This window comes from Devosia sp. P3_B2, assembly GCF_056402875.1.
Window position 1 is genome coordinate 116,372 of record NZ_JBFUGO010000012.1, and the last position, 26,340, is coordinate 142,711.

Annotated in this window: 31 protein-coding genes and 2 pseudogenes; 15 read left to right on the forward strand and 18 right to left on the reverse strand. The window is 63.2% G+C overall.

The features are described 5' to 3' along the window. Window positions 1–89: 89 nt before the first annotated feature. From AC1DV8_RS18325 to AC1DV8_RS18360, 8 genes are read left to right on the forward strand one after another with little or no spacing between them, the layout of a single operon-like run. Entirely contained in the window at window positions 90–1,040 is a 951-nt protein-coding gene (locus AC1DV8_RS18325; protein WP_477158427.1) for an acetamidase/formamidase family protein, read from the forward strand. After that, window positions 1,037–2,725: an asparaginase domain-containing protein gene (locus AC1DV8_RS18330; protein ID WP_477158428.1), complete on the forward strand. Its 1,689-nt coding sequence runs from the start codon at window positions 1,037–1,039 to the stop codon at window positions 2,723–2,725. The genes AC1DV8_RS18325 and AC1DV8_RS18330 overlap by 4 nt, the downstream gene beginning before the upstream one ends. 9 nt (window positions 2,726–2,734) lie before the next feature. Further along, window positions 2,735–3,184 (forward strand): urease accessory protein UreE, encoded by a 450-nt coding sequence (gene ureE / locus AC1DV8_RS18335; protein WP_477151871.1) that lies wholly within the window; start codon window positions 2,735–2,737, stop codon window positions 3,182–3,184. Continuing rightward, window positions 3,177–3,854, forward strand: a complete 678-nt coding sequence (locus AC1DV8_RS18340) for an urease accessory protein UreF (protein ID WP_477151870.1) — start codon at window positions 3,177–3,179, stop codon at window positions 3,852–3,854. Before ureE ends, AC1DV8_RS18340 begins: the two co-directional genes overlap by 8 nt. A 14-nt stretch (window positions 3,855–3,868) precedes the next feature. Beyond that, a complete protein-coding gene (ureB, locus tag AC1DV8_RS18345) occupies window positions 3,869–4,564 on the forward strand; it encodes an urease subunit beta (RefSeq protein WP_477151869.1) in 696 nt (231 codons plus the stop codon). Window positions 4,565–4,570: 6 nt separating this feature from the next. Next, window positions 4,571–6,268, forward strand: coding sequence for an urease subunit alpha (gene ureC, locus AC1DV8_RS18350; RefSeq protein ID WP_477158429.1), 1,698 nt, complete (start codon window positions 4,571–4,573; stop codon window positions 6,266–6,268). Beyond that, a complete protein-coding gene (gene ureG, locus AC1DV8_RS18355; RefSeq protein WP_477158430.1) occupies window positions 6,265–6,912 on the forward strand; it encodes an urease accessory protein UreG in 648 nt (215 codons plus the stop codon). Before ureC ends, ureG begins: the two co-directional genes overlap by 4 nt. Next, on the forward strand, window positions 6,909–7,739 hold the full coding sequence (locus AC1DV8_RS18360; protein WP_477158431.1) for an urease accessory protein UreD: 831 nt from the start codon (window positions 6,909–6,911) through the stop codon (window positions 7,737–7,739). Before ureG ends, AC1DV8_RS18360 begins: the two co-directional genes overlap by 4 nt. Here AC1DV8_RS18360 and AC1DV8_RS18365 read toward each other — a convergent pair. The 4 genes from AC1DV8_RS18365 to AC1DV8_RS18380 all read right to left on the reverse strand — a co-directional run bounded on the left by AC1DV8_RS18365 (window position 7,623) and on the right by AC1DV8_RS18380 (window position 9,571). Beyond that, window positions 7,623–8,303 carry a LysR family transcriptional regulator gene (locus AC1DV8_RS18365; protein ID WP_477158432.1) on the reverse strand — a complete coding sequence of 227 codons (681 nt, stop codon included), beginning with the start codon at window positions 8,301–8,303 and terminating at the stop codon, window positions 7,623–7,625. The genes AC1DV8_RS18360 and AC1DV8_RS18365 overlap by 117 nt on opposite strands. Next, on the reverse strand, window positions 8,230–8,457 hold the full coding sequence (locus tag AC1DV8_RS18370) for a hypothetical protein (protein ID WP_477158433.1): 228 nt from the start codon (window positions 8,455–8,457) through the stop codon (window positions 8,230–8,232). Before AC1DV8_RS18370 ends, AC1DV8_RS18365 begins: the two co-directional genes overlap by 74 nt. 372 nt (window positions 8,458–8,829) lie before the next feature. After that, a complete protein-coding gene (locus AC1DV8_RS18375; protein ID WP_477158434.1) occupies window positions 8,830–9,036 on the reverse strand; it encodes a hypothetical protein in 207 nt (68 codons plus the stop codon). A 67-nt stretch (window positions 9,037–9,103) separates the two neighbouring features. Next, the gene (locus AC1DV8_RS18380; RefSeq protein WP_477158435.1) at window positions 9,104–9,571 is read right to left on the reverse strand and encodes an Hsp20 family protein; all 468 of its coding nucleotides are present in this window, start codon (window positions 9,569–9,571) and stop codon (window positions 9,104–9,106) included. 1,154 nt (window positions 9,572–10,725) lie between these two features. Between AC1DV8_RS18380 and AC1DV8_RS18385 the strand changes: the two genes are divergently transcribed. Continuing rightward, window positions 10,726–10,905 carry an SH3 domain-containing protein gene (locus AC1DV8_RS18385; RefSeq protein ID WP_477151861.1) on the forward strand — a complete coding sequence of 60 codons (180 nt, stop codon included), beginning with the start codon at window positions 10,726–10,728 and terminating at the stop codon, window positions 10,903–10,905. Between the two features lie 329 nt (window positions 10,906–11,234). Here AC1DV8_RS18385 and AC1DV8_RS18390 read toward each other — a convergent pair whose 3' ends face one another. Next, window positions 11,235–12,062: an FkbM family methyltransferase gene (locus AC1DV8_RS18390; RefSeq protein ID WP_477151975.1), complete on the reverse strand. Its 828-nt coding sequence runs from the start codon at window positions 12,060–12,062 to the stop codon at window positions 11,235–11,237. 689 nt (window positions 12,063–12,751) lie between these two features. Between AC1DV8_RS18390 and AC1DV8_RS18395 the strand changes: the two genes are divergently transcribed. Then, complete coding sequence (locus AC1DV8_RS18395; protein WP_477158436.1) at window positions 12,752–12,934, forward strand: hypothetical protein; 183 nt, start codon at window positions 12,752–12,754, stop codon at window positions 12,932–12,934. A 345-nt stretch (window positions 12,935–13,279) separates the two neighbouring features. Here the strand turns inward: AC1DV8_RS18395 and AC1DV8_RS18400 are convergent, their stop codons facing one another. Both AC1DV8_RS18400 and AC1DV8_RS18405 read right to left on the reverse strand, forming a co-directional pair. Next, the gene (locus AC1DV8_RS18400; protein WP_477158437.1) at window positions 13,280–13,663 is read right to left on the reverse strand and encodes a response regulator; all 384 of its coding nucleotides are present in this window, start codon (window positions 13,661–13,663) and stop codon (window positions 13,280–13,282) included. A gap of 660 nt (window positions 13,664–14,323) precedes the next feature. Continuing rightward, window positions 14,324–15,607, reverse strand: coding sequence for a phthiocerol/phthiodiolone dimycocerosyl transferase family protein (locus tag AC1DV8_RS18405; protein WP_477158438.1), 1,284 nt, complete (start codon window positions 15,605–15,607; stop codon window positions 14,324–14,326). A 114-nt stretch (window positions 15,608–15,721) separates the two neighbouring features. Between AC1DV8_RS18405 and AC1DV8_RS18410 the strand changes: the two genes are divergently transcribed. Beyond that, entirely contained in the window at window positions 15,722–15,970 is a 249-nt protein-coding gene (locus tag AC1DV8_RS18410; RefSeq protein ID WP_477151384.1) for an acyl carrier protein, read from the forward strand. A gap of 6 nt (window positions 15,971–15,976) precedes the next feature. On the opposite strand, the gene AC1DV8_RS18415 is transcribed toward AC1DV8_RS18410, so the two are convergent. The 4 genes and pseudogenes from AC1DV8_RS18415 to AC1DV8_RS18430 form a co-directional block, all read right to left on the reverse strand. Next, complete coding sequence (locus AC1DV8_RS18415; RefSeq protein ID WP_477158439.1) at window positions 15,977–17,470, reverse strand: class I adenylate-forming enzyme family protein; 1,494 nt, start codon at window positions 17,468–17,470, stop codon at window positions 15,977–15,979. Window positions 17,471–17,674: 204 nt separating this feature from the next. After that, entirely contained in the window at window positions 17,675–18,340 is a 666-nt protein-coding gene (locus tag AC1DV8_RS18420; protein ID WP_477151386.1) for an outer membrane protein, read from the reverse strand. Window positions 18,341–19,063: 723 nt separating this feature from the next. Further along, window positions 19,064–19,262, reverse strand: a pseudogene (locus AC1DV8_RS18425) (NAD(P)-binding domain-containing protein); the annotation flags it as partial. Then, window positions 19,262–19,432: pseudogene (locus AC1DV8_RS18430) on the reverse strand (SDR family NAD(P)-dependent oxidoreductase); the annotation flags it as partial. The pseudogenes AC1DV8_RS18430 and AC1DV8_RS18425, both read right to left, overlap by 1 nt. An 89-nt stretch (window positions 19,433–19,521) precedes the next feature. Between AC1DV8_RS18430 and trhA the strand changes: the two are divergent. Together trhA and AC1DV8_RS18440 are read left to right on the forward strand one after the other, a co-directional pair. Next, entirely contained in the window at window positions 19,522–20,208 is a 687-nt protein-coding gene (gene trhA / locus AC1DV8_RS18435; RefSeq protein ID WP_477158440.1) for a PAQR family membrane homeostasis protein TrhA, read from the forward strand. A gap of 318 nt (window positions 20,209–20,526) precedes the next feature. Continuing rightward, window positions 20,527–21,219: an EF-hand domain-containing protein gene (locus tag AC1DV8_RS18440; RefSeq protein WP_477158441.1), complete on the forward strand. Its 693-nt coding sequence runs from the start codon at window positions 20,527–20,529 to the stop codon at window positions 21,217–21,219. A gap of 62 nt (window positions 21,220–21,281) precedes the next feature. Here AC1DV8_RS18440 and AC1DV8_RS18445 read toward each other — a convergent pair whose 3' ends face one another. Next, the gene (locus tag AC1DV8_RS18445; protein ID WP_477158442.1) at window positions 21,282–21,440 is read right to left on the reverse strand and encodes a hypothetical protein; all 159 of its coding nucleotides are present in this window, start codon (window positions 21,438–21,440) and stop codon (window positions 21,282–21,284) included. A 260-nt stretch (window positions 21,441–21,700) separates the two neighbouring features. Between AC1DV8_RS18445 and AC1DV8_RS18450 the strand changes: the two genes are divergently transcribed. Then, window positions 21,701–21,928, forward strand: a complete 228-nt coding sequence (locus AC1DV8_RS18450) for a hypothetical protein (RefSeq protein WP_477151390.1) — start codon at window positions 21,701–21,703, stop codon at window positions 21,926–21,928. Between the two features lie 366 nt (window positions 21,929–22,294). On the opposite strand, the gene AC1DV8_RS18455 is transcribed toward AC1DV8_RS18450, so the two are convergent. From AC1DV8_RS18455 to AC1DV8_RS18475, 5 genes are all read right to left on the reverse strand, one after another. Then, entirely contained in the window at window positions 22,295–22,879 is a 585-nt protein-coding gene (locus AC1DV8_RS18455) for a DUF982 domain-containing protein (RefSeq protein WP_477158443.1), read from the reverse strand. A 154-nt stretch (window positions 22,880–23,033) separates the two neighbouring features. Beyond that, on the reverse strand, window positions 23,034–23,693 hold the full coding sequence (locus AC1DV8_RS18460) for a DUF6766 family protein (protein WP_477158444.1): 660 nt from the start codon (window positions 23,691–23,693) through the stop codon (window positions 23,034–23,036). A 128-nt stretch (window positions 23,694–23,821) separates the two neighbouring features. Then, on the reverse strand, window positions 23,822–23,986 hold the full coding sequence (locus tag AC1DV8_RS18465; protein WP_477158445.1) for a DUF6894 family protein: 165 nt from the start codon (window positions 23,984–23,986) through the stop codon (window positions 23,822–23,824). Window positions 23,987–24,061: 75 nt separating this feature from the next. Then, on the reverse strand, window positions 24,062–24,190 hold the full coding sequence (locus AC1DV8_RS18470) for a hypothetical protein (protein WP_477158446.1): 129 nt from the start codon (window positions 24,188–24,190) through the stop codon (window positions 24,062–24,064). A 325-nt stretch (window positions 24,191–24,515) separates the two neighbouring features. Then, entirely contained in the window at window positions 24,516–24,830 is a 315-nt protein-coding gene (locus tag AC1DV8_RS18475) for a hypothetical protein (RefSeq protein WP_477151395.1), read from the reverse strand. Between the two features lie 647 nt (window positions 24,831–25,477). Between AC1DV8_RS18475 and AC1DV8_RS18480 the strand changes: the two genes are divergently transcribed. Then, window positions 25,478–25,669, forward strand: coding sequence for a hypothetical protein (locus AC1DV8_RS18480; protein WP_477151396.1), 192 nt, complete (start codon window positions 25,478–25,480; stop codon window positions 25,667–25,669). A gap of 413 nt (window positions 25,670–26,082) precedes the next feature. On the opposite strand, the gene AC1DV8_RS18485 is transcribed toward AC1DV8_RS18480, so the two are convergent. Continuing rightward, window positions 26,083–26,340 (reverse strand): low affinity iron permease family protein (locus AC1DV8_RS18485; RefSeq protein ID WP_477158447.1); only part of this gene is annotated, 258 nt, incomplete at its 5' end.

A 26,340-nucleotide genomic window follows, 5' to 3' on the forward strand; every position in this document is an offset into this window, starting at 1 on the left:
TTTGAAATATTGACTATTTGGCTTTTTCGATGCGACAGTCCGATATGCAAGCCGGTCCCGAGACACCGGCGTGGGGTCAGAAACCATCAATGGCGACGCACCATCTCAAACCGAGTGTCGAGACCTGCCACTGGGGCTATTTCGATGCCAAGCAGAAGCCGGCGCTACACGTGAACAGCGGTGACTTCGTCACCATCGATACGGTCACCGGCACGCCCGACGTGGTGCCCGACAGATCGCAGTTCCACGTTCCACCAGAACTCGGTGACATCCACGCCGGCCTTCGTCCGGAGGGGCCGCACATCCTCACCGGTCCGGTCTTCATCGAGGGGGCGAAGCCCGGCACCGTGCTGGAGGTGCGCATCCACGAGGTGACGCTGCTGCAGGATTGGGGATTCAACATCATCCTGCCGCTGCTGGGCACGCTTCCGCACGATTACGACGTGCCGCGCAACGTCAACATACCGCTCGATCTCGAGCGCAACGTCGGCATCATGCCGTGGGGGCTAGAACTCGAGCTGGCGCCATTCTTCGGCGTCATGGGGCTGGCACCACCCAATGGCTGGGGCCGCATCAGCTCGATCGCCCCGCAGGCTACCGGCGGCAATCTTGACAACAAGGAACTGATCGCCGGCTCGACGCTCTACCTGCCGGTATTCGTCGAAGGCGGCCTGTTCTCCTGCGGCGACGGTCACGGCTGCCAGGGCGATGGCGAGGTCAACGTCACCGCCATTGAGACGGCCCTGCGCGGTACCTTCGAGTTCATTGTCCGTGATGACCTGCGCTTCACCTGGCCACGTGCCGAGACCCCGAGTCACCACATCACCATGGGCATGGACCCAGATCTCGACCAGTGTGCCATCAAGGCACTGCGCGAGATGATCGCGCTGCTCGGCGAGAAATCCGGCCTGTCCGATGCCGACGCCTACATGCTGTGCAGCCTCGCCGGTGACCTCCACATCACCCAGACCGTCAACGGCTCCAAGGGCGTGCACATGATGATGGACAAGAAGAACTTCGTATCCAGAGGACTGCAGTGAGCAAGATCCGCATCGCCCACCTGGCCGGCCCGACGGCCACCATCCAGAACACCCCGCCGCTAGTGACCTCAAACAAGGCGCGCGCCAGGAGGGGCCTGCCGCCGATCACCGCCGGCAGGGGCAACGCCGCCGCGTTCGACCCGTTGCGCGCGCAGCGTCTGGCGGCGCCGGTGAAGCTCTATGTCGAGCAGTTCTCGGCCCATCCGCTGGAGGCCGACACTGCCGAACTCTACGATGCGCCGGACGGCTATGTCGGCGCCGATGGCGCCTTCTCGAAGGAGAGGCACTCGGAGGCGGACAAGCCGGTCTACGAGATCGAACTCAGCCCCGAGGACGGGCTCTATCCGCTGCCGTACATGGCGCTGCAGGCCGACGGCTCGCCTTGGGAGGAGGAGACCACAAAGCCCGGCGGCAAAGTCACCCGGCAGGGGTTCTTCCCCGACGGCTCGCGTAGCTTCGAGGAGATCGACCGGTTCTCGATCGGCGCCGACGGCAAGGTCAACTTGATCGGCGGCCGGGCCGAAGTGGATTTCTACCGCGTCATGCCGCCCGGCGGCTTCACCAAGGGGCTCGCGAATGGCAAGCGTGCCGACATCGGCGATGGCGATACTCCGGCCGAGCGGCTGGGGCACGACTTTTTCGCCTACAAGCCGTTCCACCTCGCCAAGTCACCGCCACGCCCGGTGCTCGCCAAGATTACCAACGAGGTCCAGGCGATCATGTCGTCGGGCAAGTACGACGGCGCGATCTGGACGCAGGGCTCGCCGCAGGTCGAGGAAACCGCCTACTGGTTCAACCTGCTGATCGACACCAACCTGCCGATCGCCTGCAACGCCGCGCAGCGGCCGCAGGGGCAAATCAGCAATGACGGCCCGGCCAACATCGTCGACAGCGTCACCTATATCGAGAGCGGCATCTGGAAGGACGGCAAGGGTGGCAATCGCGCCGGCACCGTGGTCATCCAGGAGCAGCAGTTCTTTGCCGCACGCGAAGTCGCCAAGGTCGATGCACGCCCTGGCGGCTACGTCGCAACAGGAGGGCACGGCGGCATCCTGGGGCAGGTGACCCATATGGGCACGCCGTACATGATGTACGTGCCGGCTTATAGGCACACCGCGACATCGGATGTGAACATCACCAAGCTGCCGGCCGGGGTGAAGGCCACGCGTTCCGGCCGCACCGGCATCGAGACGTTCGAGCTGAATATCAAGGACCCGTCGGGCAAGCTCCTCGCCGATGCCATCCCGTCGGTGTCGATCGTCAAGGAAGGCGGCTACTTCGCCGACAGCTTCGGCGACGATCCGGCGCCGGAGGCCGATCTCGATTTCCTCATCCAGCACAAGCTGGGCAGCGGCCGGCTTGGTGGCTTCATCATCGAGGGACTGGTGCCGTATGGCGCCGCGACCTCGGAACTGCGGGCCTCGATGCTGCGCCGGGCTAGCTTTTGTGGCCTTCCGGTGGCGCGGGTTGGCCGCGGCTATCCGGAAGGGTTCTCGGACCCGGATCCCTGGACCATTTCGGGCATGAACCTCACTTCGACCAAGGCTCGGCTGCTGCTGATGGCGTGCCTGATGAAGTTCGGCAGCCTGCCGGTCGCCGCCGACCCGGCCAACCCGACCGGCGCCGAAATCGCGGCGCTGCAGGCGGGGCTCGCCACCTACCAGCAGGTCTTCAACACCCACTAGGAGGGCACGGTGCTTCGGCTGCACGGCATCATCGGCACAGCTGAGGACCCGGTCTATGCCGGCCTGCTGCATGAGCTCGAGCACGGTGACGGGATCGAGCTGCTGTTCGTGCCTCCCTCCGATGCGGGCAGGAAGCGCTTCCGGCTGTTGACCGACCGGGGCACCGATTGCGCCGTGAGCCTCGACCGCGAGGAGGAACTGACCGACGGCGCGCTGCTCTACATCGATCCCGAGCGGGCGATCATCGCCCGCTTCGGCGAGCAAGAGATCTGGCGGTTGAAGCCGGTCGACCAGGCCGCGGCGCTGAAGCTCGGCTGGAATGCTGGGAACCTGCATTGGCGGGTCCGGTTCGAGGGCGATTGCCTCGCGGTGCTACTCGATGGCCCGCTCCACACCTACCGCGCCCGCGTCCTGCCACTGCTGGATGGCGGCGAGGTCGAAGAGCTGGCCGATGTTTGACACCGCCGCCGCCCTGGCACTGCTGCAGTATGGCGACAGCGCCTATCCGGCCGGAGGTTTCGCATTCTCGTGGGGCATCGAGGGACTGGCTGCGGACGGCTTCCTCGCTAGCCGCGAAGATCTCGATGAACTGGTCGCCGAGCACCTGACGTTTCGCTGGAACAGCATGGATCGGCCATTGCTGGTCGAGGCCTACCTTGCGCCCGACCTCGAGGGGCTCGCGAGCGTTGACCGCTACACCGAAGCAGCGACACCTTCGGCGCAGATGCGGGACGGCTCGCACCGCGCGGGGCGGGCGCTGCTGGGCGTTTCGGCGCGGCTGGGTGGACTGCTTTCCACCGCCTACCGCACGTACGCCACCACCGACCTGCGGCTTGGGCACTTGCCAGTGGCGCAGGCCATCGGCTACCGCGATGCCGGTTTTGGCTGCGAGGCGGCGCAACTGGTTTCAGGCTGGACGCTGGTCACGGGGCTCGTCAGCGCCGCGGTGCGGCTCGGCAGCGTTGGCCATCTTGAGGCGCAGGCGAGCCTCGGCACGGCGCGCGGCGCGCTGGCGGAGCTGCTGGCCGAGCCTGTGCCTGCCGGCCTGCGCCCCCACAGTTTCACCCCGCTGATTGATATCGCCGTGTCCCGCGGCCCCTCGCGGCATGTCCGCATGTTCGCCACCTAGAGCCGGAGGCCCAGATGAACCTGACGCCCACCGAGATGGATCGCCTGACCATCTTCACCGCCGCGGAGATGGCACGCCGCAACCGGTCGCTGGGCATTCGCCTGAGCCATCCCGAGGCAGTGGCGCTGCTCACCGATGAGGTGATGCTCGCGGCGCGGCGCGACATGCCCTATGCCGAGATCCGCGACATGGCGAGCCGGCTGCTGACCACCGACGATGTCGAGCCCGGCGTCGCCGAGATGATCCCGATGGTCTACATCGAGTGCGCCTTCGCCGAGGGCACGAAGCTGCTGGTGCTGTTCGAGCCGATCAGCCAGGGCGAACTGCCGCTCTTGGAGACCACCTACCCAGGCCAGATCTTTTCGCCCGAGGGCGAGATCGAGATGTTCGAGGACGCGCCCTCGGTCACTATCGACGTCATCAATACCGGCGACCGCGACATCCAGGTGCGCAGCCACACGCACTTCTTTGAAACCAACAAGCAACTCGAATTCGATCGCTCCCAGAGCTGGGGCATGAAGGTTGATCGTCCCGCCGGCATGGGCATCCGCTTCGAGCCGGGCGTCGTCAAATCCGTCCGGCTGGTTCCCATCGCGGGCGGCCGCGTCGTCCAGGGCCAGGCCGGTCTCGTCAACGGTCCGCTTGAGGCGGAGGGCGCCAAGGCGCGTGGCTTCGAACTCGCCCGCAGCCGTGGCTACAAGGGAGCCTGAGCACCAATGAGCAAGATCTCTCGCGAAGCCTATGCCCGGCTCTATGGTCCCACCACGGGCGACGTCATCCGGCTCGCCGACACCGAACTCTTGGTCGAGATCGAGCACGACTACGCCATTCATGGCCATGAACTGGTGGTGGGCGCGGGCAAGAACCTGCGCGATGGCGAAGGCATCGACCCTTACGCCAGGTCAAGCGACGGCATCCTCGATATCGTCATCTACAGCGCCACCATCATCGATGCGGTCACTGGCATCATCAAGGCCGATATCGGCATCCGCGACGGCAGGATCGTCGGCATCGGCAAGGCCGGCAACCCGCATACCATGCCCGGCATCACTCCCGACATGCTGGTCGGAAGCACCACCCAACAGATCCCCGGCATCAACTACATCGTCACCGCCGGCGCCATCGAAAGCCATGCCCATATCGGCTCGCCCGAGCAGTCGGAGCACGCGCTGGCCGGCGGCACCACCACGCTGGTCGGCGGTGGGCCGCTCGATGTGGGCAGCGGCACCACCCGCTCCTTCGGCCTGCTGTTGCAGGGCATGGAAAGCTCGCCGGTCAACTATGCGCTGTTCGGCCGGGGCAGCACCAGCCCCGAGGCGGTCGAGGAATCGGTCGCTGCCGGCGCCGCCGCCATCAAGATCCACGAGGATTGGGGCGCCGCGCCTGCGGTGATCGACGGTTCGCTGATCGCCGCCGACCGCCACGATTTCGCAGTGCACCTGCACACCGATACCATCAACGAATTCCTGTTCGCCGAAGACACGATGGCCGCCTGCGCCGATCGCACCATCCACATGTATCACGTGGAAGGGGCAGGGGGCGGGCACGCGCCGGATCTGCTCAAGGTCGTCTCCTACGACAACGTCATCCCGTCATCGACCAACCCCACCAACCCCTACACGCAATATGCGATGGAGGAGGGGCTGCCGATGGCGATGATCGCGCACAACCTCAACTACAACACGCCGGAAGACCTGCTGTTCGGCGAGGCGCGCGTACGCGCCGGCACCGTCGCCGCCGAGGACCTCCTGCACGATATGGGAGCCATCTCGATCTTCGGCACCGACACCCAGGGCATGGGCCGCCTCGCCGAGAACGTCGCCAAATGCTGGCAGCTGGCCTCGGTGATGAAGGAACGCGTCGGGCGCCTGCCGGAGGAGACTACGGTGCGGGCCGACAACGAACGGGTCAAGCGCTACATCGCCAAACTCACCATCAACCCCGCGATCGCCGTCGGCATCGACGACCATGTCGGCTCGATCGAAGTAGGCAAGATTGCCGACCTGGTGCTGTGGCCGCGTGCCTCGTTCGGGGTGAAGCCGTGGATCGTGATGAAGAATGGTTCCATCACCTGGCAGGCTATGGGTGATGGCAATGGCAGCCTCGGTCTCGCCGAGCCACAGGTGCAGAAGCGGATGTGGGGCGGGCTGGGTCTCGCCAAGCAAAGGGTCAGCTTCAACTTTATGTCGAAGCTCGCGATCGATGCCGGCGTCTCCGACCGGCTGGGGCTGAGCAAGACCACCCTGCCGATCAAGTCCGTCCGGCACCTGCGCAAGAAGCACATGCTGCACAACGACGCGCTGCCCTGGATCGAGGTCGATCCGCAGACTTTCGAGGTGCGCGCCGACGGCAAGCTGCTGATGTGCGAACCGGCCAGGAGAGTCCCGCTGATGCGCCGGTACATGCTCAGATGAACCAGCTCGCGCGTACTCCCACCGCCACCAAACGCATCGCCGCCGCCCGCGTCGGCATCGGCGGCCCGGTCGGCTCGGGCAAGACGGCGATGGTCGAGCGATTGATCCCCGCACTAATGGCTCGCGGCATCGATATAGCGGTCATCACCAACGATCTCGTCACCGCCGAGGACGCCGAGCGCGTCCGCCGCTCCGGCCTGATCGACCCGGCCCGAGTTTCGGCGGTGGAGGCCGGCGCCTGCCCGCACACGGTGATCCGCGAGGACCCGACGCTCAACATCGAGGCGGCGGACGAGCTCGAGCGGCGCTTTCCCGGGGTCGAACTGATCCTCCTCGAAAGCGGCGGCGACAACCTCGCCTCGACCTTTTCGCGCGACCTGACCGATTTCTGGATGTTCGTCATCGACGTCGCCGGTGGCGACGACATTCCGCGCAAGCGCGGCCCGGGCGTCATCCGCTCCGATCTGCTCGTCATCAACAAGACCGACCTCGCCCCCTATGTCGGTGTTGATCTCGGGCGAATGCACAAGGAAGCGCTGGCGGTGCGCGACAACCGCCCGGTGCTGATGACCAATTGCCGGAAAGGCGAGGGGATCGACGCCGTGGTTTCGCTCATCGAGCGCGAAGTGCTGTTTCGCGCGTGAAGCACACGGTCATCGAGCAGCCCGCGCAACTGGACCTGAGCTTCGTCCGCCGGGGCGAGCGAACGGTGTTCGACCGGCGCCTGTTCACCTGGCCCTTCGTCCTCACCCGTACGTTCTTTCTCGATGTCGCGCCGGCGCATCAGCTTACCGCGATCGTGCAGACCAGCAGCGGCGCCATCCATGGCGAGGACCGGCTGGTGCAGCGGGTCAGCGTCGGCAGCGGTGCTGCGGTGCATCTCAAGACTCAGGGCGCGACCGCGGTGCATCGCGCTCCGCCGGGTCTGCTGACGCACGAGGCAGTCTGCCTGCGGGTAGCCGAAGGTGGCATCCTGCAATACCTGCCAGAGCCGCGTATCCTGTTCCCCCATGCGGCCCTGGCCCAGACGATCGATCTCGATTGCGCGCCTGGCGGCACCGCGATCGTCTCGGATGCCTTTACCGTGCACGACCCCATCGGCGCCGGGCGAAACTTTCGGTCACTCGAGTCGACCATGACCCTGCGCCGAAGCGGGGCCGAGCCGGCAATGATCGACCGCGTGCAGATTGCCGGCCTTGTGCCGCGCCAGCTCCGCCGGCACACGGCGTTCGGCACGCTGGTCGTGGTGACGTCACTCCCCGCGGAGGCGCTGGAGCCCATTGCTCTGGACCTTTCCGCGCACCTCGCGGGCGTCCCCGACCTCTACGCTGCTGCCAGCCTGCTCCCCGGCGAGTTAGGCCTCGGCCTGCGCTTCGCCAGCTCCAGCCTCCGTAGCCTCAGGGCCGGTATCGACCTGGCATTGGCCTCGCTTCGGTCTCGCGTCCTCGGGCAAGCGCCGAACTTTGGGTAGATAGTGAGCCATGGGGTGACTCAGTGCGCTGCGACTGCTGCGGGCCGACGCAACCGTAGCGCTAGGGGCAGGGCCAGCGCCGTCGACGCCAGCACGGGTCAGCCCAGCGGCGCGAAGACGCTGCGAGGCGTCGTCCTCTGGTCCGGATGACACAGGAGGTACCAGGCTCGCGCCAACTCCTGAACCGGTGGAAGCACCTGGACCAGCTCCACTTCTCCATCTCCGATCGATGAAGCCGGAAGCGACGATGCGGGAAAGTACCGGCTCCGGGCAAGTGAGACGGACGGTGCCGGTGAGTTCGTGTTGGAGGCCAAGAATGGCTCGCCACAATTTCGCGACGCTTTCTTCCACATCGGCGAACACCGGTAGCAGTTGCTCACCCATTTCGGTCGGCCGGTAGCCTGTCGGGTGTCGATGGACCAGCCGCAGCCCTACTTGCGGTTCGAGTTCGGCAACGCGGCGGTGGACCGTCGACTGATTCACGCCAAGCTCACGGGCGGTCGCGAGGGTCGAGCCCCGCCTTGCAACCGCAAGCAGATGCCGCAGATCGTTCCAGTCGAACATTCAGCGCCCGCCTTTTCATGGCTTTGCTGATGCCGAACTGGCCGAGCAGGAGATCGTCGCGCAGCCTCGGCGGCAACTTGGCAAGAAAGGCAAGAAAGGCAAGGATGGACATACCCTTGCCCGCCAGCACGCGCGGATTGGCGTGCGGCAGCATCCCTGTCCCGGCCGGTATCGAACCTCGACCCGAGCACGACGAGCAGCGCCCCTTGCCCGTCGCGGCCTATCCGCAAGGAATGCGTCGGCTGGTCAATACCGAGGAACATGCCGTCGATGAGGTCTCGGTCGGCACGGAACGCCATGGCAGTATGCTTGCGCGGACGCGTTCGCCCGGCCATGCCACATGACTCTTGATGGTCAGGGTTGGCTACCACCACGACGTGCTCGGCGTGGACGTTCCCAGCAACGAGTGCCGTCTTCCACGACTTCGATAGTTTGCCCATATCCTTCTTCCCGGAAATTCGTGCACGATAGCGCTCGACTTTCGGAACGCTCATCCTGAAGCCGAGCGCCTCGTCGCTCGATCGTCTTATGCGACTGGCATCAATCCCACGCCGTCAACGATGGGAACCGGCTTGGGCAGCCGGGCTGCTGCCGGCGCGGGTGGGGGATCGTCGTCGTCATCATCATCGCGATGGGCCCACCCCTTCCAATGCCACTTCGAGTGAGCGGCTTTGAGGCGACGTTCGTCCTGCTCGCTGTCGTATTCGTCCGATGGATAGAACGCTCTTTTCATCTCCATACCTCCACACATGGCCTCCCGGGAGAGCCCGGGAGGCGCAACTGGCCTCAGTCTCCGATGGTTAGTTCAGATTGGAGCTCTGACCAATCTGTGCGGGAGGGGCCTGTTCAGAGAAGCTGCCGGCTGTGCCGATGGCGATGCGCCGGGGCTTCAGCTGCTCGGGCAGCTCCCTGACCAGCTCGATCACCAGAAGGCCGTTCTCAAGTGCGGCCTTGGTCACGCTGACGTGGTCGGCCAGGCTAAAGCTCTGCTTGAACGTCCGGTTGGCGAGGCCGCGATGCAGGAACTCCTGATCTGAGTTTTTCGCTGCCCTCTGGCCTGTCACCAGCAGGTCGCTGCCCTGCTGGGTAATCTCGATGTCGTCGGAACTGAAGCCGGCGACCGCCATGGTGATCCGGTATTGGTCCTCGCCGACCTTCTCGATGTCATACGGGGGCCAGTCCGCCCGGGTTCCGCTGTCGAGTAGGTCGAACAAGCGATCGAACCCGACGGTCGAGCGATAGAAGGGAGTGAAGTCGTAGGTTCTCATAGCCACATTCTCCTTAGAGCAACATAGATACGAGGGGTGCGCCGCGAGGCTCACCCCGGGGCTGCCGGCCCCTATTAGGCGACCAGCGAAAATCGATTTGGGCAGGGTAGACCGGCCCTTCAAGAGGCCGAGCAAGATTTTTTCGGCCCGTGCCGCCGGCCCAACGGGGACGCGAAAACCGCGCGTCCATCCAGCCGACGCCGTGGCGTCCCTTGAGAATGTGATCGCGTCGCCGCGCTGCAGGAGGCGGCGGACCATCTGACGTCCGAACCGACCCCCTCAAGACTTTTCGGAGACCCATGAGATCGATTGCCGGTTGGCGCCGGGGGGAGTTTGGCGACAGTTGAAACAGGGGTTCCTTCGGCGATCCGGGAGTGACTGGCTGCCGGGGTCCCTAGATGGATGTCGGGGTTACCGCGAGGCCTTGGCGCTGGCGCGTGCAAACGTGCATTAATGCCCTCGGCATCGCCCGTTGCACCAAACGCAAACCAAGCTAATGTTCCGCTCTGATGCTCCGGGTCCAGCAGAGTTCAGCGCCATGGGCCCATGTTGGAGGGTCGCGTGCTCAGGGGGCGTTACGGCATTGGTTGGATGGTTGCAGCTTGGCTGGCCATCGTCGTTCTAATCGCTCTTGGCATCGTGCTGGTGGGGCAGTTCGCCAACTGGCGATAAACACGCAGCGGCCGGCATTGCCTGGCAAGCACTGAAGGTCACATCGGCCGGTCCGATGGTGACTGAAGTCGCTATCCGGAACTCAGGCAGTCCGCTCAGGTTTGACTCTCCGTGAGCGATGGCTGACCCCAAAATACACATGTGCCCTCCACTGGCCGACCATCGCTCCGACTACAATCGGAGCTGAAAATGGCCAGCACCTTTATGTCCTTGGCACTCTTCGCATCCGTCATGCTGCTCTCCGGCGTCATGACCGTCACCGGCCTAGCTTCACAGCCGACACACGGTTGCTAGGATTGCCGCCGCGACACCCGTCAAGACCACAAATCTGAAACCGAGCTACGTGGCCGTACTGCCCGCGGCCAAGCCCGACGATCTCGACGCGAAATCGGTGCCGGTGGCGTCCCTTTCGCAAGAACCAGGTCCGCTGGCCAAGCCGCTGGCATCGACGCTCAGGCACACGGTCGCAATCGAGTCCTTACGTGTCCGGGCCGCCCCAAGAAGACAGCGCGACAGCTATTCTCACTGAAGGGCGGACACCGGTTACGGTCATCAAGGAGGACCGTGGGTGGGTACTGATCACGGTTGGCGGAGATCGGATCGGTTGGGTTCACAGCAAGTTGTTGCGTAGGGTCGAAGAAAAACAGGCCAGTATCCAATAACTAAGTTCCCCGCGCCTATTGGGAACTTGGTACGCAGCGGCCGCAGCTTGATGTTACGGTGCGTTTCTCCAACGGTGCGCGCTCGACACTACCGCCGCTCACATCGAGGATGTCGTCGACTGGCCAATCCGCACCGACGAGCAGGGGCTGACGATCGAGTGGAAGACGCCGGTGATCGCCGGTCTCGCCTGGTTGACCTCGGCGAAGGAGCGACACTTCTAGCCGACATTGCGCCAGTGCGGTCCGGAACCCAACGGCACCTCGGCCTCGCCGGGGAAAAAACGCCCTTTGATGCTATGCGCAACCCCGGATGACTTGCCCGGGTTCCCTTAGGAAGGCTGGGCCTTTTCTCGCTGTAGCGCATCGTAGCTCTGTTTGATGCCGAGCGGCATGTGTTTAGGTCGGACGGCCAACGGCGTCGCGTGAAGCCAACGATTGTGGGGGATGGGCCGACGCTCTGGGACGAACACGCGCCACCACGCGTTGTCGATCACCGCCGCGGAGTATCCTGCGCTACTCAGCACCTCGATACATTCCGCCTCGAGGAGTTGGCTATGCACCTCGATTACGTAGTCCGCGCAGTGCGACCCAAGTAACCTGGCTCCGGATCGGAGCACCTCCATCTCGGCACCGTCCACATCGATCTTGACCAGCCCTTTTTGTGATCGATCGACAGGAACTTCGTCGAGGGCGAACCGGTCTCCGATCCCTTCGGCGGAGAGATGGAGGGTGCCCTCTCGGTTGTAATGCCGGTTTCGATCAAAGGCATCTCTCGCCGCACCGCTTGGTTCGTAGGCGTAGACCGTTCCATTCGTGCGCCGGAGAAACCACAGGGCCAACTCACCGACCCCCGCTCCGATGTCTATCATCCAGGCGGCTTCCGCCGCGGACATCGTCAGCGCATGGGCGATCTCGGTTTCGTACAAACCAAGGAACAGTTGCGTCTGCTTCGCAAAATCGATCTCCAGCGTCAGCCCCTGGAACAGCCCGAGAGGCACCCGCCGCATCTTCGGACCTGACGGAAGTATCGCGCGTTTGATTGCCCTCAGCGGCGAGGTGGCAGTAGAGTTTATCGACAAGATCAATCCCCAGCCCGGTAGACCTTGTCTCTCCTTATCTCCCATCGGTCCAAGCGTCCACACCGAAGTATTGATCACACGTGCCAAGATGACTCCGACGCCGACTGAGATGCTGACATCACGGCTCGGGTGACTGGCGGTCGGCCGTGTGCAATCGCAGGGTCTGGCCGGTAGGTCTTGCCAGTCCATCAGAGAGTCCAACGGCTCCCGTTGCTTGATCGACTGAGGCGTGAACTTCGGAAGCGGTGCTGCGTTGTCGGACCGAAAGGGGGCGATGATGACAGAGCGGGTTTTCGGCCCCGATAGACGGGACGGCAAATGGTACTTCTATACGTATGGTGATGGGCAACAGGTCGAGTGGGGACCGTATTCGAGCGAGGAGTTTGCTCAGGGTGCCAAGGCGGCTATCCAACCTCGCCTCGAGGTTGAGGACCCGCAGGAGGTGAAGGAGGCGGCCAGTGAGCCGTCGAGCCGCCCATGACGGTAGGCGGCAACGGAACGGCAAAAGAAAACGTCGCGCCGCTTTAGGGACCGGCGCGACCGCGAGTATGACTTTAGAGTGTGCGTGGGGACTGGGCTGTTAGGCTCGGTCAACCAATCCAGTTCCAGTTCGCGGAGTATTGCGTCACCTATCTCGAACCAGACTTTAGGGCTGGCGTGGCGACGTACGGCATCGCCCTCGCCCGGCGATCAATAATCGTTTCCGGGAACTCCATCGACCCGGGCAAGTTTGAATCGCCTGCGGCGCCTAGCTTCGGAGGAAGTTCATGACCATCTCGATCAAGCCGTCCGCTGCCTCTCAAGTGCGGGCCCTGGTGGCCAAGCAGCCGAACCTGACCCCTGAAGAAATTCACCGGATCTTGGGGATTCCTTTGGTGAACGTTAAGTCCGCGTTGGCGGCAAAGCACCGCGACAAGCCGAAGAGGCGGAGCCTGGGCGTGCATACGTAGGCGCTCGATGCCCCACTCGAAGCCGATAACAAAGAGCCCCGGCCGCTTGGGGTGGCCGGGGTTCCTTTTTTGCGCGGGGAATGGGGGCGACATCGCCCTGCGCGGGATGAGGACGGGGGCGCCCTCATCGTCCGCTCTCGCGGATTGCACCATCAATGCCGCTGGCGGACTTTGGTTCCGAGCATGGGGGGACGCACCTTGGACAGACATGGCGGGCGCCCGCTCTCGGACGTCCGCCACATCGGCTTCAGCGTCTCGTCGGCCCGCTTGCGTTCTTGGACGGCAGTCTGCTGGCTGCGGGGCCGTACTTGCGTTGTGTCCATGTCTTTCTCCAACTCCGTCCGACTATGCGCCCTGGTAGGAATCACGCTCGGAAACGAGGACCGTAACGGCCGCCAGCAAATCGTCGTCGCTGAACGGCTTGGGCATCACCGGCGCATCAGGAAAGTGCTCATAGACCTCCTCGACGCTGGCCGCTGTGCAGAAGATGAACGGAATGTCGCGGCGCTTCAGGCTGGCGACCAGTCCATCGGGTTCGGCGTGCTGCAAACGGAAGTCGATCAGGGCGAGATGCACCTGCTGAGTGTTCAGGAACGCATGCGCTTCGGCCGGATCCGTGGCCATTAGAACACGATAGCCGGCGTTCACGAGTGGGGTCTCGAGGACCGAAGCGATAAGAAAGTTGGTTTCCACGACCATGGCCGTGCGGGGGATCGATTGTGTTGACATGTTTTCCGCTAACGCAGGAGGACCTATCCACCCGGTGGTGGATTGGCAGGCTCAATGCGTTTCGCCAAAACGCCCGGCTGCAGCGATATTAGGGGTGCCCGCAGGGCATCTGCTCGTCCGGTCAATTCCGACCATATGCGCTTATGCCAGCAACGGCAGCTAAAAAAGACATGTCTAGGGAACGGCTCAAGTGGAGAGCAGGTTACCCTCGGGCATCCCAAGAGAGGCTCCCGTGGCAAAACCTTCCAAGCCCACCCCGAAGAAACCCGCTGCAAAAACGAGCGGAAAAGAAGCCCCAGACATTGGCGATCTAAAAGATGTTGAGAAACCTGAACCACCACCATGGCCTCCCGTTGCGCGACCTGAGGGCTAGTGCCTTCCCCCTGCAGTTCCCCGCGGCATCTCAATCCAGCGCGCTGCATCTGGATCTGATCCGCGACATGAAGCTGGTGAACTCCCACATCGTGGCGGCCGCCGCTTATCCAATACTAGACCGCGTGGGCGAGCTGCTACCAACGCGCCTAGCTTCGCCGGCCGAATAAGCGAGCCGTGCACCGACGCCAGTGCAACCAGAGAACCCTGGTCTTCGGTATCCCGGCTGACGCTTGAGTGACGGGCGACCGGGGCAGCACCGCCGCATCATCCCGATGCGGTCCTCCCTCAGTTGGCGTTGGCCATTTCTCCAGCTGCCGTAAGCACAGCCAGCGCGCGGTCGGCCAGCGCGGCCGCATCGACGGCCGGCAGTGCGTCGGTAGCGTAAGACACGGTCACGTCGAGCGCCCCCAGCCGTTCGGCCCCAAGCACCAGTATCGAGGGGCCGACGAAATCGATGCCCACTCCCATGGTTACGCCCTCAAGCGTGTGGTTGCCGAAGCGGTACCCGAGCCCAGAGTCTCCAGCAGTCGTGATGCCCAGGCCGTCGATCCGGCGATTATGCGTCATCGCCGGCCATATCTCGGCGGCAAGGGCTTTCCAGCCGGGTAGCTTGAGCAGCGAGGCGGCCTCGTGGTCCTTGGCCAGAGCGGTCACCAGCTTGAAGGAAACATCACGAGCGATCGGCCACAGATCGGGACCAAGCTCGTGCCGGGTGCGCAGCACGTCGATGTAGCAGCCATAGGTTTCGGGCGGCAGTGGTGGTCTTAGCAGCCGACGCAGGTCAACGCTGGACACACAGGTCATCTGCGCTACGCCGTAGTGCTGGTGCATTGCGAGTAAGAATGCCCCAGCAATGGCGCCGTGAAGGGTGGTCCGATTTACCTTTACCGCTGCCTTGAGCGCATCGGTCGCCGCGACGTCGAGCCGGCGCGCGATGACGCGGGTGGCTCGTTTGGCGCCGGGAACACGCTGGCGTGGCAAGCGGAGCGCGGGTTGGTAGCCTTTCGTACCGCTATCGGGCTTTTTTGGAAATCCGGTCTCAAGGGACGGCGGCAAGCTGTCGTTGACTGGGGGCATAAGCTCCATCACGGCAGGGTCGGCAAAAAACTCGAGCAGCTGCCGGCTGATCAGGTGGGCGGTATAGGCGTCCATCGTGGCATGGTCGCCGCAGAACATCAGATGGTTGAGCTCAGGATCTCGCTGATCGCGCACCAGAGTGACCCGCAACCGTGGGCTCCGGGTGCTCGGCATCGGCTTGCTCATCTCTTCGGTGAGCACGTCCTCCCAGGGTTCGTCCCGGATTTGCAGGGGGATCCTGGTCGTGCTCTCGGTGTCGAAATAGGGTTGGCGATAGACGAAGGGAGGCTTTCTTATGAAGACCGGGCCGCCATAACGAACATGCGCGCGCAGCATCGGATGCCGCCGCTGCAGCCAATCGAGCCCGCGGGTCACGAGATCGCCATCGAGCGCACCCCGGATGTGTAGCACCTGCAGCGGCATCAACCCGCCATATGGATGCATGTAGTGCAGGAGCCGCTCCTGCTCCCCGAGCTTCCGGCTGTCCCTCATCATCCCCTCCCCAGCGCCTCGTGCCGCCAAGTCGCGCATTCATGTTACCGAGGATATGGCGCGATTGGCGAGAGCGATGATAAGTATGGCAAATACTGGGTAGGAGAACCTCAATTGGACAAGGTCGGGCAAACGGTCATGGCCTACCTCTCCAAGGCAGTCGCCGACGCCGGCAACAGCGAGCCGGTCACACCGCAGACCGGGTTGCTGGAGAAGGGTCTCCTCGACTCGATCGGGCTGGTCGGCCTCATCCAGTTCATCGAATCCGAGTTCGGCCTGCAAATTCCGGATGCGGACCTGAATCCGGACCTGTTCGAGACGCCGGCGAGCGTCGCCGCTTACGTTGCCCGTCGCTTGGGATAGGGCGTTTCAGGCCTCCTCGCTGAGCCGACCACGCATCACCTTGCCGGCCGAACTCCTGGGCAGCGCGTCGCGAAACTCAATCAGCGCAGGCACCTTGTGGGCCGACAGCCGCTCCCGGAGAAAGCGGATCAGTTGTTCCGGGGCAACTTCCTGGTGACGCACCACGTACGCCTTGAGCCGTAGGTCGGCATGGGGCGACAGGCGAACGCCGACCACTGCGGCCTCGGCAACGGCGGGGTGAAGCTGTAGCGTCTCCTCGACTTCGATGGGGTCGACTTTGAAGCCCGAAACCTCGATGAGCAGCTTGCTGCGACCCACGATGAATATATTGCCGTCCTCATCGAGCCGGGCGATGTCACCGGTACTGAGCCAGCCATCGCGGAAGCTTGCAGCGTTCGCCTCAGCTTCGCCCAGATAACCCGACGTCAGCGATGAGGACCTGACCATCAGTTCGCCGGCTCCGGAAGCCAGACCGCCCTCGGAGTTGATCCGCACCTCGGCGTCGCCCGCCGGCTTGCCGACGCTGGCCCACAGGCCATCGATATCGGCCGCATCATTGTGGGAAACCATGAGGGCCTCGGTTGACCCGTAGGCCTGGCGCAAGGTGACCCCGAACCGTTCGCGGAACCGATCGTAACTCGCACGTTTGAGCCCGGCACCACCCGAGAATGCAAGCCGCATGGTTTCGAGGCCAGCCTCCCCGGGTGCGCCGGCCAGCACGTCGTACATGGCAGGTACCGCCCCCATCACCGTAACCCGCTCGGCAACAAGGACGTCGAGCAGGGTTTGACGCGCCAGCACCAAGGGGCGACGGTCGCCCCAATAGACGGTTGTCGCGCCCGCTTCGACTGCGCCCGTGGCACTTAACAGCAGGCCCATCGCGAAATTGCCGGGCAGGATGTTGATGATTGTATCATCTGGTGTCAGCCGCCACGCGGAGCTCATCCGCCGGGCGTCGGCGAGGAGTTCGGCGTGGGTGTGCGGCACAATCTTGGGCAGGCCCGTAGATCCCGAGGATGCCAGGTAAAGTGCCGGTACGCTGCCATCTAGCTTGGGTAGAGTGATTGGGGCCGCGTCCTCAAGGGTGCTAAGCGAGAAGTTTCCCTCTCCGACGGCGACGAAAACACGCAACGGCCGCATGCCCCCGGCGCTCGCGGCAACCTTTGTTCCTAGTTCGGTGCGTTCGTTGCAGACAATGAGCGCGACGGCGCCCGCCTTCTGCGCCAAAACGGTGCACTCGCTTAGGGTCGCATGCGTGCCAAGCGGCATGGCGATGGCGCCGATCGCGAACAGAGCGTGGACAACGACAAAGAGCTCAGGCGAGTTGGGCATCAGGATCGCAACTGGATCACCGATCCCGATACCCCCTGACCTAAGACCCGCGGCCATGCGGGCGATCCGTTCGACCAGCTCACCATAGGAGTAAGAACAGCCGTTCTGGCGAAGCCCGCTCGTACCCGGTGCGCGCGCAGCAATGTGCGCGAAGTTCTCGAAGATCATACCTTCACCAAACAAACCAATGGGTTATCTTCGGGAGGCAGGTGGGGCGATCATGTCCGAGTAGGACGACTGAGGCAAGCATCCTGCGAGGAGCTTTGGCCCGCGTTGAGGATGGAGCTCTTCTCGCGGAGGGTGAAGCACCGTGCAAACAAAAAGGACCGCCCCGAGGGCGGCCCAATGTGGTTCGTCCATCCTATGAGGCCGTCAGAACGACCAGTTCAGGCCGACACTTGCGGTATGGGTGGTGAAGCTCGCCTCGTAGTCAGGACCCGCTTCGTTGTATGTCTGCGTGCCGTAGTCCGAGTACCTGTACAGCAAGTCAACCGACACACTGTCGGTGAGCGCGAACTCTACACCGGCGCCGACGGTCCAACCGACGTGCACTTGGGAATCCTCGAACACCGGCCCCAAGCTGACGTAATCGACCGAAGTGCCAGCGACTGCAAGACCCGCCGTCAGATACGGAAGGAACGAGCCACCGTCAAAACCAAGCTTGCCGCGGAGCGACGCCTGCCAATCGATGCTGAAGTTGTACTCTTCGGCGATATCGGTGAAGCCGAAGCCCACATCGGACCACGCGGCGTCCGCAACTACACCCACGACGATACCATCGGCGACAGTGAAGTCCGCGCCGGCCGCAAGGCCAATTAGCCAGCCCGAGATGTCCTCGTCGCCCCCGACCGGGCCGTTGTCCTCATAGGTGCCCCAAGCCCCACCGGCGAAAACGCCGACATAGGCGCCATCCCAGTCCCCCGAGACGTCGACTATGCCCGCAGCCGGTTCCTCGATGATCAGATCAGCCGCGTGGGTGACAGGCGCGAATGCAAATGCTGCGACGCCGCAGAGGAAGGCCGTGGTGATGCGATTCATGGAAAGCTCCCCAATGATACGAAGACTCTAACTGCGGGCCGCAATCTTGGCGAGCGGGATCCGCGCAGCACGGGCGTATCGCCGCCAAACTGTCACCTTCACGCTACAGTTCTGCCAATGGATCAGGGCGGCGCCAATCGCGGCGATCTTGCGCCGCTCCTCCGACTGGGCTGAGGTGCGTTCGCCTGCGCTTCCAGCAGCCGATGGATTCGACCCGTCAACCTGTCGACGGCGCTCTCGACCCGGCCTACGCCGCCGAGTCACTTCATTGGGAGCAAAGGTTTCTGCTGCGTGGACTTTGTAGTCGCCGAACTCCCGGCGGATGTCCTCCTCGACGATCGCTCCCTTTCAAGACCGGCTGCGGCGTCGCGGTCGTCGAGTGCCTTGTTGAAACCGGTCATCAACCGCCACACCCAGAAAATGAATCCACCCCCAACGCTGCCAGGCCCGTTGACCAGAGCTACGGGTCGCCGGAGGCTCGATGCCTATCTCTTACGGGAGTCGTGATCGTCGAACTCTCGCCAAGCGAAGTCGCAGTTACGAGAGGGGCAGTTTTGACGCCGCCGATCGTCGAGAGATACTAAGCGACCTGCAGATCTGGCGCTCCGTCGCCGGTCTCCCCGCTCTTCGAACGGGGCTCATACGCAGATCACTGCTCCTTCTTGAACAAATCCTGGAAGATGAACTGGCCCCAGGTGCGGCTCCGGGCGTGCACCAGCGCGCCACCCTCAGGATGATTGTATCGGCCTCGAGTGCCTCCCGCAGCGACTTGGCGACGACCGTGGGTCCAATCGCCCGAGCTGGCGGGGCCAACGCCTCGGGCGGCCGGCGGCTCGCGACCGCCACCTCGATGTTCTTACGGGCGAAGGCGTGGGCGAGGGGCCTGGCCTATCCTGCCGAATCCTACAATTGCGTAGCTCATGATGCGCGCGCGTTCAGGTTGAAGGCCGCATCGAAGTGTTGCTCGGTAATCTCGCTCAGCGGGAGGGCTTCGCCCATGCCGGCGCTCGCGTAGAGGACATCGATCTTGCCCTTCTCCCGTCTGACCGTGTCGAACAGGCGGTCGAGGTCGTCGAGATTGTGCTGGCCGCCGGGTTTGATCAGCGAAGCGACGGTGAGGCGGATCGGTTCGCCCTGAATGACGTTGTCTTTGCCCAAGCGAGGCCCAAGCGAGGCAAGCGATGATCTTCTCCCCTCAGTTCTCCAACCGCACCTGGTGGCACCGCGGCGAGCCCTACTCCCGGCAAGAGCTAATCGGCGACGCGGTAATCCATGCGATCGGTTTGCTTATCGCGGGTTCCTTGGGAGGAACGCTCGTGGCCCTCAGCGGACTGCGAAACGCGCCGTCGGAATGGCCCATGATCTGTGTATATGTAGGCTCGCTCTTGCTTGTCCTCAGCGTTTCGTTCGCGTTCAACCTCTCGCCGATTACCCCGCTCAAGCGCGTGTTGGCGAGGTTCGACCAGGCCGCCATCTTTCTGTTGATTGCAGGCACCTATACGCCGCTCCTGGCTTTGCTCAACGACACTCCCACCGGCATGTTGATGCTGGTCGCCATATGGAGCGCTGCCCTCGTTGGCATCGCCCTGAAGCTGATCATACCGCAGCATTTCGGCCGGTTAGCGCTGTTGCTCTATCTCGGCATCGGCTTCAGTGGCCTGCTTATCTTCCAGTCACTTTCCGCAGCCCTGCCGGCGAACACGCTCATGCTGATCCTGGCAGGCGGCGTGGCTTACTCCTCAGGGATCGTTTTCCACCTATGGGAGAGACTGCGCTTTCACAATGTGATCTGGCATACGTTTGTTGTGGTGGGGGCAAGCATCCACTTGTGGGCGGTTCTCGACTGCATGGTGTTGCAGCGGCTATAGTAGCTACGGCAATAACTATGTGCCCGCCATGACCAGCTGGCGGCGCCGTGGCCGGATGTCGTCGCGCTCTTTTCGATCCGGGCTGCCGACAAGCAAACCCTGTCGTGTCTGATGGACCAAGTGCGGCACCGGACGCGCACGCCGGGCCTCGATAAGCTGATCGATGCCCTGTCGCGCGAGCTCTGCAAATTCAGGACGGGGGAGAGAAAATAGGCGCGGCGAGAACTAGCCGGAGTTAAGGCCCCCTTGCGGGGAGACGCAACCATACTCCCCGGGGGAAGTTGAGATGCTGCCCGGCCCCAAAAAGGAACAAGAACAATGAAAAGCATCTCAATTCTAGCGCTGGCCACTGCTCTGGCACTATCGATGAATCCGGCATACGCGCAGGTCGACTCGACGGTTAACGCTGCGGCCGGTGTAACCGCCGACGCGAACGGAGACGGCAACGTCACCGCTGAGGAACAAACGGCAGCCGATGCCGCCGCGGCCGCAACGGCTGGCGCAAGCGCCTCTGCCAATGCAACGGCGAGCCTGACCGTCGACGCAAACGGCGACGGCACCCTCAGTGCCGAGGAAATCGCCGCGGCCAACGCCGTCATCACCGCCAGCGGCAATGCCAGCATTGTGCTCGACGCAAACGGCGACGGTACTGTCACCTTGGAAGAAGCCGCCGCAGCCGAGGCAGCTTTAGCAGCACTGTCCAACGACACAATAGCCTGCGATGCCAGCGGCCTGGCTGGCGTCACGAGCACCCTCAAGATGGCTGATCCGGGCGCGCTGACTGCCGCCACGAACGTCAAGGTGGTGCTCGTGTCGAACTGCGCAGCGGACGAGACTTCTTCGGCGCTGGCCGCCGAAGGGGCAACCAACATTCGTAAGGCGTTGGAAGCCAATGCTGCGGCCGTCACTGCGGTTCAATCGCGTGGCGCCACGATGGCGGATGTGTTGGGCGCCACTGCGGATGGCGACACCGTCATCGTTTACGTGGTCTCGAGCGCGACTGCCGGCTAGCACCGGCCACAGAAGCGTGCAATTCGCGGCCCCGGCTTCAAAGTTGAAGTCGGGGCCGAGCTTTAGTGCGTTTCCAGTCCGTGTCGGCGGCGCAGTTGCTTCTTGAGCGATGCTGGCAGATCCAGCCTGGCAATCATGTCCTTGACCACCTCCTGCTGCGACATTGGCCGCTCATCCTTGGACAGCCCTCGGCTGCGTTCGATGGCGGCGCCGATCTTCACGCGTACACTTGGTGCTGGCGGCCTAGGAGGAAACTTCGGCATGTACACGCCCCACTGTTGAACACTCAGCATATCGGCCCTGCCTGGTTCCGTCCAATGCCCGAACTCCCTTAGCGAAAGCGGGACAAGTGTCGAGCGAACCGCCAACAGCCAATGCCGTCAATATCAAAAGACATTCCGACCGAAATATTTGGTCAGGAACGAACCCACCACGGTCAAGTTTGTCCACCCTAGGGAATCATCCTTAGAGGAGAAACAAAATGGCCAATCAGCAAGGTTCTGGCGGCAATAGGTCTTCGGGCGGCGGCTCGGACCACAAACAGGGTGCCGGCTCCCAGGGCAAGTCGCAGTCTCCCGGCGGCAGGCAGAGCGAGAGCTCCAGCAGCCAGGGCCGCAAGGACGACGATAGCAAGTCCGGCGGCACGCAAGGCGGTACTCGCGAACAGCACGCCGAGGCGGGTCGCCAGAGCCACAAGAACGACAAATAGCGCAAACTCAGCCTGCCTCCGTTGGGGGCAGGCCTCACTCTTATGGAGACACGAAGTGCAGAAGGCATACCCTGAGGATCGCTTCCCAGCACCGAAAGTCCGCCTAGGCCGAAAAGCTGGGCGCTCCATCCCCCAGCCCCAAGACGTGGCGGAGATCGTTGTGCAAACCGGAGTTGCCGAACAGCGCTCCGCTACGTGGGGCGTGCACCAACAGGAAGAGCAGAGCTAGCTGCTCAGCAACCGCTTCTTCGGCTCGCCGCGGGCTTCCCCAACTACAGGTCGAGGCGGGCACAGTGAAAGCGTCCACCAGCAGCGGAGCCCCTAGGCCCGGTGACTGGGCGTTATGCTGTGGCTCCTGCTCCCCTTCTAGACCTCATGATTTCGACCAGTTGCTTTGGGATGCATGGCGGCCGGATCGATCTCCTTGTCGAGTGTGTCCATCGCGATGCGGATGTCATCGATCGTGACAGTGACTCCTCGCACGCACCGCAGAGCCGGTGCGCCCGCCACCGCGTGAATGTCCGAGCCCCAGAACGCCAGCATCGTTTTCTTCCTGCTTGGCGCCACTGAGGGGTCCGCAAGGATCTCGCGGGGATGATAGTACCCGATAAGGTCTACGTCAGTTACGTCATCGTCCTCGGCGTCACTGGTCCACGAGGGGCGGTTCGCGACAAACACCGTGTTGGTGGGCACACCGTCAACTTCCCAGCCTCTAGCTAGAACTCCTGCCCGCTGGGCTGCGTCGACGACAGCGTTCCGAGCAGCTTCCGCATCAACGAAACCGTCCACTGCCGACTGGCAGAGGGCGCGAGCCTGGCGGTAGTGCGCGGTCCGCGCTTCCGGCCAATGCAGGTCGAGATATTCCAGAGCCTCCCACGCGCTTCGCGCCTGGAAATTTCCCGTGTGGTGGAGCTTCAAGAATACAGGTTTGGAAAAGGGCCGATGTCCCATCACTTCCTCCGATCGTCTGAAACAAGCAATACGGTTTGACCGCTGACGACCTGCCAGATGGGAGCGGACTTTGGACCCGTCAAGAGGTTGCGATAAGGGTGAGAGTGGGCCGGTGGGCGGCCCACTTCAATGTGGGGCGAGTGGTGCGGTTGCGCTACCCTCCTGTCTTTGCATGGGGCGCGGCCACAGGCTTTGACTCTGGGGATCCGCGGAACCGCAGGAAGATCGAGAGCACCACGATTACTGCAGTCGACAGAAACTCGGACTGCCAGTTTTGGAGGGATTCGAACCACAGCGGCGCGCTAAAGAGGTGATCGACCAGAGTTGCTGGTGCTTCCCCGTGGAGGGCGGCCTCTTCGTTCGCCGCCGCCGCGCTGGCAAGCCAGTGGGCGACGAAAGAAACGAGAAAGAGTCCCGCAAGCACGATCCCAAGCGAGTAGGAATAGAGCCACAACCACAGCCCGCCCGCTCGTACCGGCCAAGGCGCTGACTTGTTGCGGCTCTTCTTTGCCGGATCTTCATCTACCTCCTCGGCAGCGTCCGGATCTTTTGATTCCGACGAGCCACGCTGGAACAGGAACGACGTCAGCACGACATAGAACCCCATCTGGAGAAACTCGCTCTCCCAGTTCTCGAACACGGCAGAGTTGAATTCACCGGAGAGGAAGAACTCCAGGAGCCCCATGGTTGCCCAACCATGCTCAGCGAGTTCGGCATTGTTGGCCATCCACCCCGCGAATAGCATGCCCATCAACGTTGCGAGGAACGCAGCCATCAGGACAATGGTCAGACCGTTATCTTTGAAGAAGCGCATCGCGCAGTTGTCTCCTGTGGTAATTGGAGGTCAGGGTAATTCTCCGGTCTGGCCCTCTAGATGGTGCGTCTCCCAATGCAGACGGGTTTCTAACAGCGGTCCGTGAGCATCGGTGCGCACGACGACTATTAGGTCCCTGGGGGAGCTGTCATCGGAAGACAGTCTCGAGCTATCTCAGCGAGGGTAAGCGCAGCCTGAACTCGCGCTAGCTCGTCAGTGGCAAGCTCTTGCCCCTCCAGGTCGTTGAACACGCCGTCGGCGCTATCATGGAGGTCAAAGAAGAAACGCGTCATCGCCCGGCCTCCCCGATCTGTGAGAACTCCGCATCTCAAAAATCGATCCGGGTTGGCGCCAGTTGGCCAACTGGCTCACCACCACGGCCGAGTGCCGATCGCGAGGTACAGAACCTTGAGTTCCATTACTGGTGCGGGTGGTTCGGGTTCGACGAGGACGACGAGCCGCACGAGGTCGATGGCGCCATTTGGCTCGCGCGCCAAGATGCCGGTGCTGCCGGCCCCGGCCGTCCCACTACGGACTTTGGTCCGGCTAGCCGCCGTCCGCTACGAAGCGCAAGGCATCTCCGGGGGTACAAAGCTATTCAGTCAGATCGCGCAATCTGGGTTGCCCTGGCGGCAGGCTTGGCAGCCTTGGTGCTCGCCTGGGCGGTCGTTGCTTCATTCTCAGTACCAATCGAAGAAGGAACGCAGAAGGCCCCAGCCTCCGTATTGGAGACCGGGACCTCGACAGTCGGCAGTTGAAGCGGAGGCGCATCGGCTGTCGGCTCGGTTTTCGGGCAAGCAGGTCAGCGCGGGCTTGAGGTGGTCATTTCACGAAGTGCTTGTTGCACAGCTCTTCGGCCGAGGCGTACGTGTGATTGAGTACCAGTGGGTCGTCGGCGTACTCGAAGGTCTTCATCGTGGTGGGGTCCTTCTTCGCTTGAGCTTCCGCGGCCTTGCGCGGCAGCCACTTGGTGCCGACGACGTCGACGTCGTTCCAGCTGTTCGGCACGCCAGTCGTGACCAGGCAGGTGCGGTCCTGTCCTGGTGCAGCCGGGTTGGCATTGTTGTCCTGTGCGAGGACCGGGGCCGAGCCGATCGCCATTGCGCAGGCGAGGGATAGTGCGAGTAGCGTTTTCATTTTTTGATCTCCTAGAGCCGGGTGTGGTGCATGAACCCCGACATAGGGGACCTGTTCCGGGCGACGACTTCAGGCGCCATGCGGGTGGCGACTGAAGTCCGCCTCCTGGAACCAACGCGCTCCGCCTTGATTGGTTTGTCTGCAAAACGAGGGTCGGCGTCCCCATCAGTAACCAGGCTCTTCTGCGGGGCCTGGCCGGATGCCCTTCGTTCGCCGCAACCTGAGGGGCATCTCACGGCGGGCGCTCCAGGCGCTCATCGGGGCGCCCGCCGCTCCCTTCCCCTAGCGGCCGCGTGAGTACCGACTGAAGTCGGTGGTCCGGAACCACGCCGCCCTGGCTGCATTGGGTCAGACGATATGCAAGGGGCCCAAATGACTGATTTCTGGAGTTTTCCCAGACAGCGCGTGCTGAAAGGGAACATCCATCGTCGATGGCGAGATCGCTGCGAGTTGCGATGTGCATCCCTCGCATCCGGCACCGGTGCAATGCTTCGCGTTGGCCGTAACGCCACTCTTCCTTCCGCCTTCAAGCTGTCGGTCCCCAACGAGGGATCGGTGCCCTGTTCCGTGGTCCGGCGCGGGTCGATGGAAGTCGTTGTGAGGTTCGACCGTCCGTGAAGACCTGTTGGTTTCTGGTGGTCCAGAGCATGGACCAATGGTGGGTCGACTGCGAGGGCAAGTCCTATGGCCCGTTCGAGACCGCCCAACATGCAACTGCCAACGCGTTCCGCTTCGCCGAAATCTTCGGTGACGTGGGCCGCAAGGCTCAAGTCTTCGCCCCCGACGAGGACGGCAAGATGCGGCAGGTCGTACCGGCCGACGTGGCCCCGGCAACCTGACTCCTGGGCGAAACCAAAATCGGCGGTGACGTTGCCGTTTCCACCAGCCGTTCAGCGGTTCTAAGGAAGTTCGGATTGGCTGGCCTCCGTCAAAGGGGGACTACCTGCTGCGAGGACGATTTGATTGGGGCTGGGCAGTTGTACTCGTCTGGCTGGTGCTTGCAGCGGTCCTAGCTCTCTGTATGGGCGGCACGTTGTGGCATGCCTCATACCTGATCGGTTCTAAGGCCGGCCCTCCACGCAGCGCCGCCGGCACCACTTCAACCACGGCTGGCTCGGAGGTGCGCGTGCTGGACAACGTGAAGAGAGGGGCGAAGTCGTTTGCTCGGTTTCTTGGACGTCTTGTTCATCGTGCCGCTCGATGCCTGCCTCCCTGAGCGAGAACAGCCCATTCAGCCGGGCTGGGCGCGCGTTCATGGTCGTCGCCTGGGTTCAGCAACTTCCCGCTCGACGCGGCGGCGCTCTTCTTCGATCTCCCGCGCGTCCTTGTGTTCCAGGCCGACCACCTTGTTGGTGGCGGGGGAGTGCTCGATCAGGTAGTCGAGCTTCACGTGCAGGGCCGCCTCACTGCGCGCGCCGGCCACAAGGATAACGCCACTGATGACGATGGCCGCCACCGAGAGGAAAATGTTGAAGCCGAACATGAAGCCTTCGTTGAATTGCAACGCAGC

Coding starts and splice junctions, on each gene's coding strand:
- AC1DV8_RS18380 (WP_477158435.1), bottom strand. CDS start 9,571: ATGAGAACCTACGACTTCACTCCCTTCTATCGCTCGACCGTCGGGTTC.
- ureG (WP_477158430.1), top strand. CDS start 6,265: ATGAACCAGCTCGCGCGTACTCCCACCGCCACCAAACGCATCGCCGCC.
- AC1DV8_RS18340 (WP_477151870.1), top strand. CDS start 3,177: ATGTTTGACACCGCCGCCGCCCTGGCACTGCTGCAGTATGGCGACAGC.
- AC1DV8_RS18325 (WP_477158427.1), top strand. CDS start 90: ATGGCGACGCACCATCTCAAACCGAGTGTCGAGACCTGCCACTGGGGC.
- AC1DV8_RS18400 (WP_477158437.1), bottom strand. CDS start 13,663: ATGTCAACACAATCGATCCCCCGCACGGCCATGGTCGTGGAAACCAAC.
- AC1DV8_RS18375 (WP_477158434.1), bottom strand. CDS start 9,036: ATGAAAAGAGCGTTCTATCCATCGGACGAATACGACAGCGAGCAGGAC.
- AC1DV8_RS18405 (WP_477158438.1), bottom strand. CDS start 15,607: ATGAGGGACAGCCGGAAGCTCGGGGAGCAGGAGCGGCTCCTGCACTAC.
- AC1DV8_RS18415 (WP_477158439.1), bottom strand. CDS start 17,470: ATGATCTTCGAGAACTTCGCGCACATTGCTGCGCGCGCACCGGGTACG.
- AC1DV8_RS18365 (WP_477158432.1), bottom strand. CDS start 8,303: ATGTTCGACTGGAACGATCTGCGGCATCTGCTTGCGGTTGCAAGGCGG.
- AC1DV8_RS18440 (WP_477158441.1), top strand. CDS start 20,527: ATGAAAAGCATCTCAATTCTAGCGCTGGCCACTGCTCTGGCACTATCG.
- AC1DV8_RS18455 (WP_477158443.1), bottom strand. CDS start 22,879: ATGGGACATCGGCCCTTTTCCAAACCTGTATTCTTGAAGCTCCACCAC.
- AC1DV8_RS18395 (WP_477158436.1), top strand. CDS start 12,752: ATGACCATCTCGATCAAGCCGTCCGCTGCCTCTCAAGTGCGGGCCCTG.
- AC1DV8_RS18465 (WP_477158445.1), bottom strand. CDS start 23,986: ATGACGCGTTTCTTCTTTGACCTCCATGATAGCGCCGACGGCGTGTTC.
- AC1DV8_RS18480 (WP_477151396.1), top strand. CDS start 25,478: ATGGACCAATGGTGGGTCGACTGCGAGGGCAAGTCCTATGGCCCGTTC.
- AC1DV8_RS18370 (WP_477158433.1), bottom strand. CDS start 8,457: ATGCTGCCGCACGCCAATCCGCGCGTGCTGGCGGGCAAGGGTATGTCC.
- ureC (WP_477158429.1), top strand. CDS start 4,571: ATGAGCAAGATCTCTCGCGAAGCCTATGCCCGGCTCTATGGTCCCACC.
- AC1DV8_RS18420 (WP_477151386.1), bottom strand. CDS start 18,340: ATGAATCGCATCACCACGGCCTTCCTCTGCGGCGTCGCAGCATTTGCA.
- AC1DV8_RS18475 (WP_477151395.1), bottom strand. CDS start 24,830: ATGAAAACGCTACTCGCACTATCCCTCGCCTGCGCAATGGCGATCGGC.
- ureB (WP_477151869.1), top strand. CDS start 3,869: ATGAACCTGACGCCCACCGAGATGGATCGCCTGACCATCTTCACCGCC.
- trhA (WP_477158440.1), top strand. CDS start 19,522: ATGATCTTCTCCCCTCAGTTCTCCAACCGCACCTGGTGGCACCGCGGC.
- AC1DV8_RS18450 (WP_477151390.1), top strand. CDS start 21,701: ATGGCCAATCAGCAAGGTTCTGGCGGCAATAGGTCTTCGGGCGGCGGC.
- AC1DV8_RS18460 (WP_477158444.1), bottom strand. CDS start 23,693: ATGCGCTTCTTCAAAGATAACGGTCTGACCATTGTCCTGATGGCTGCG.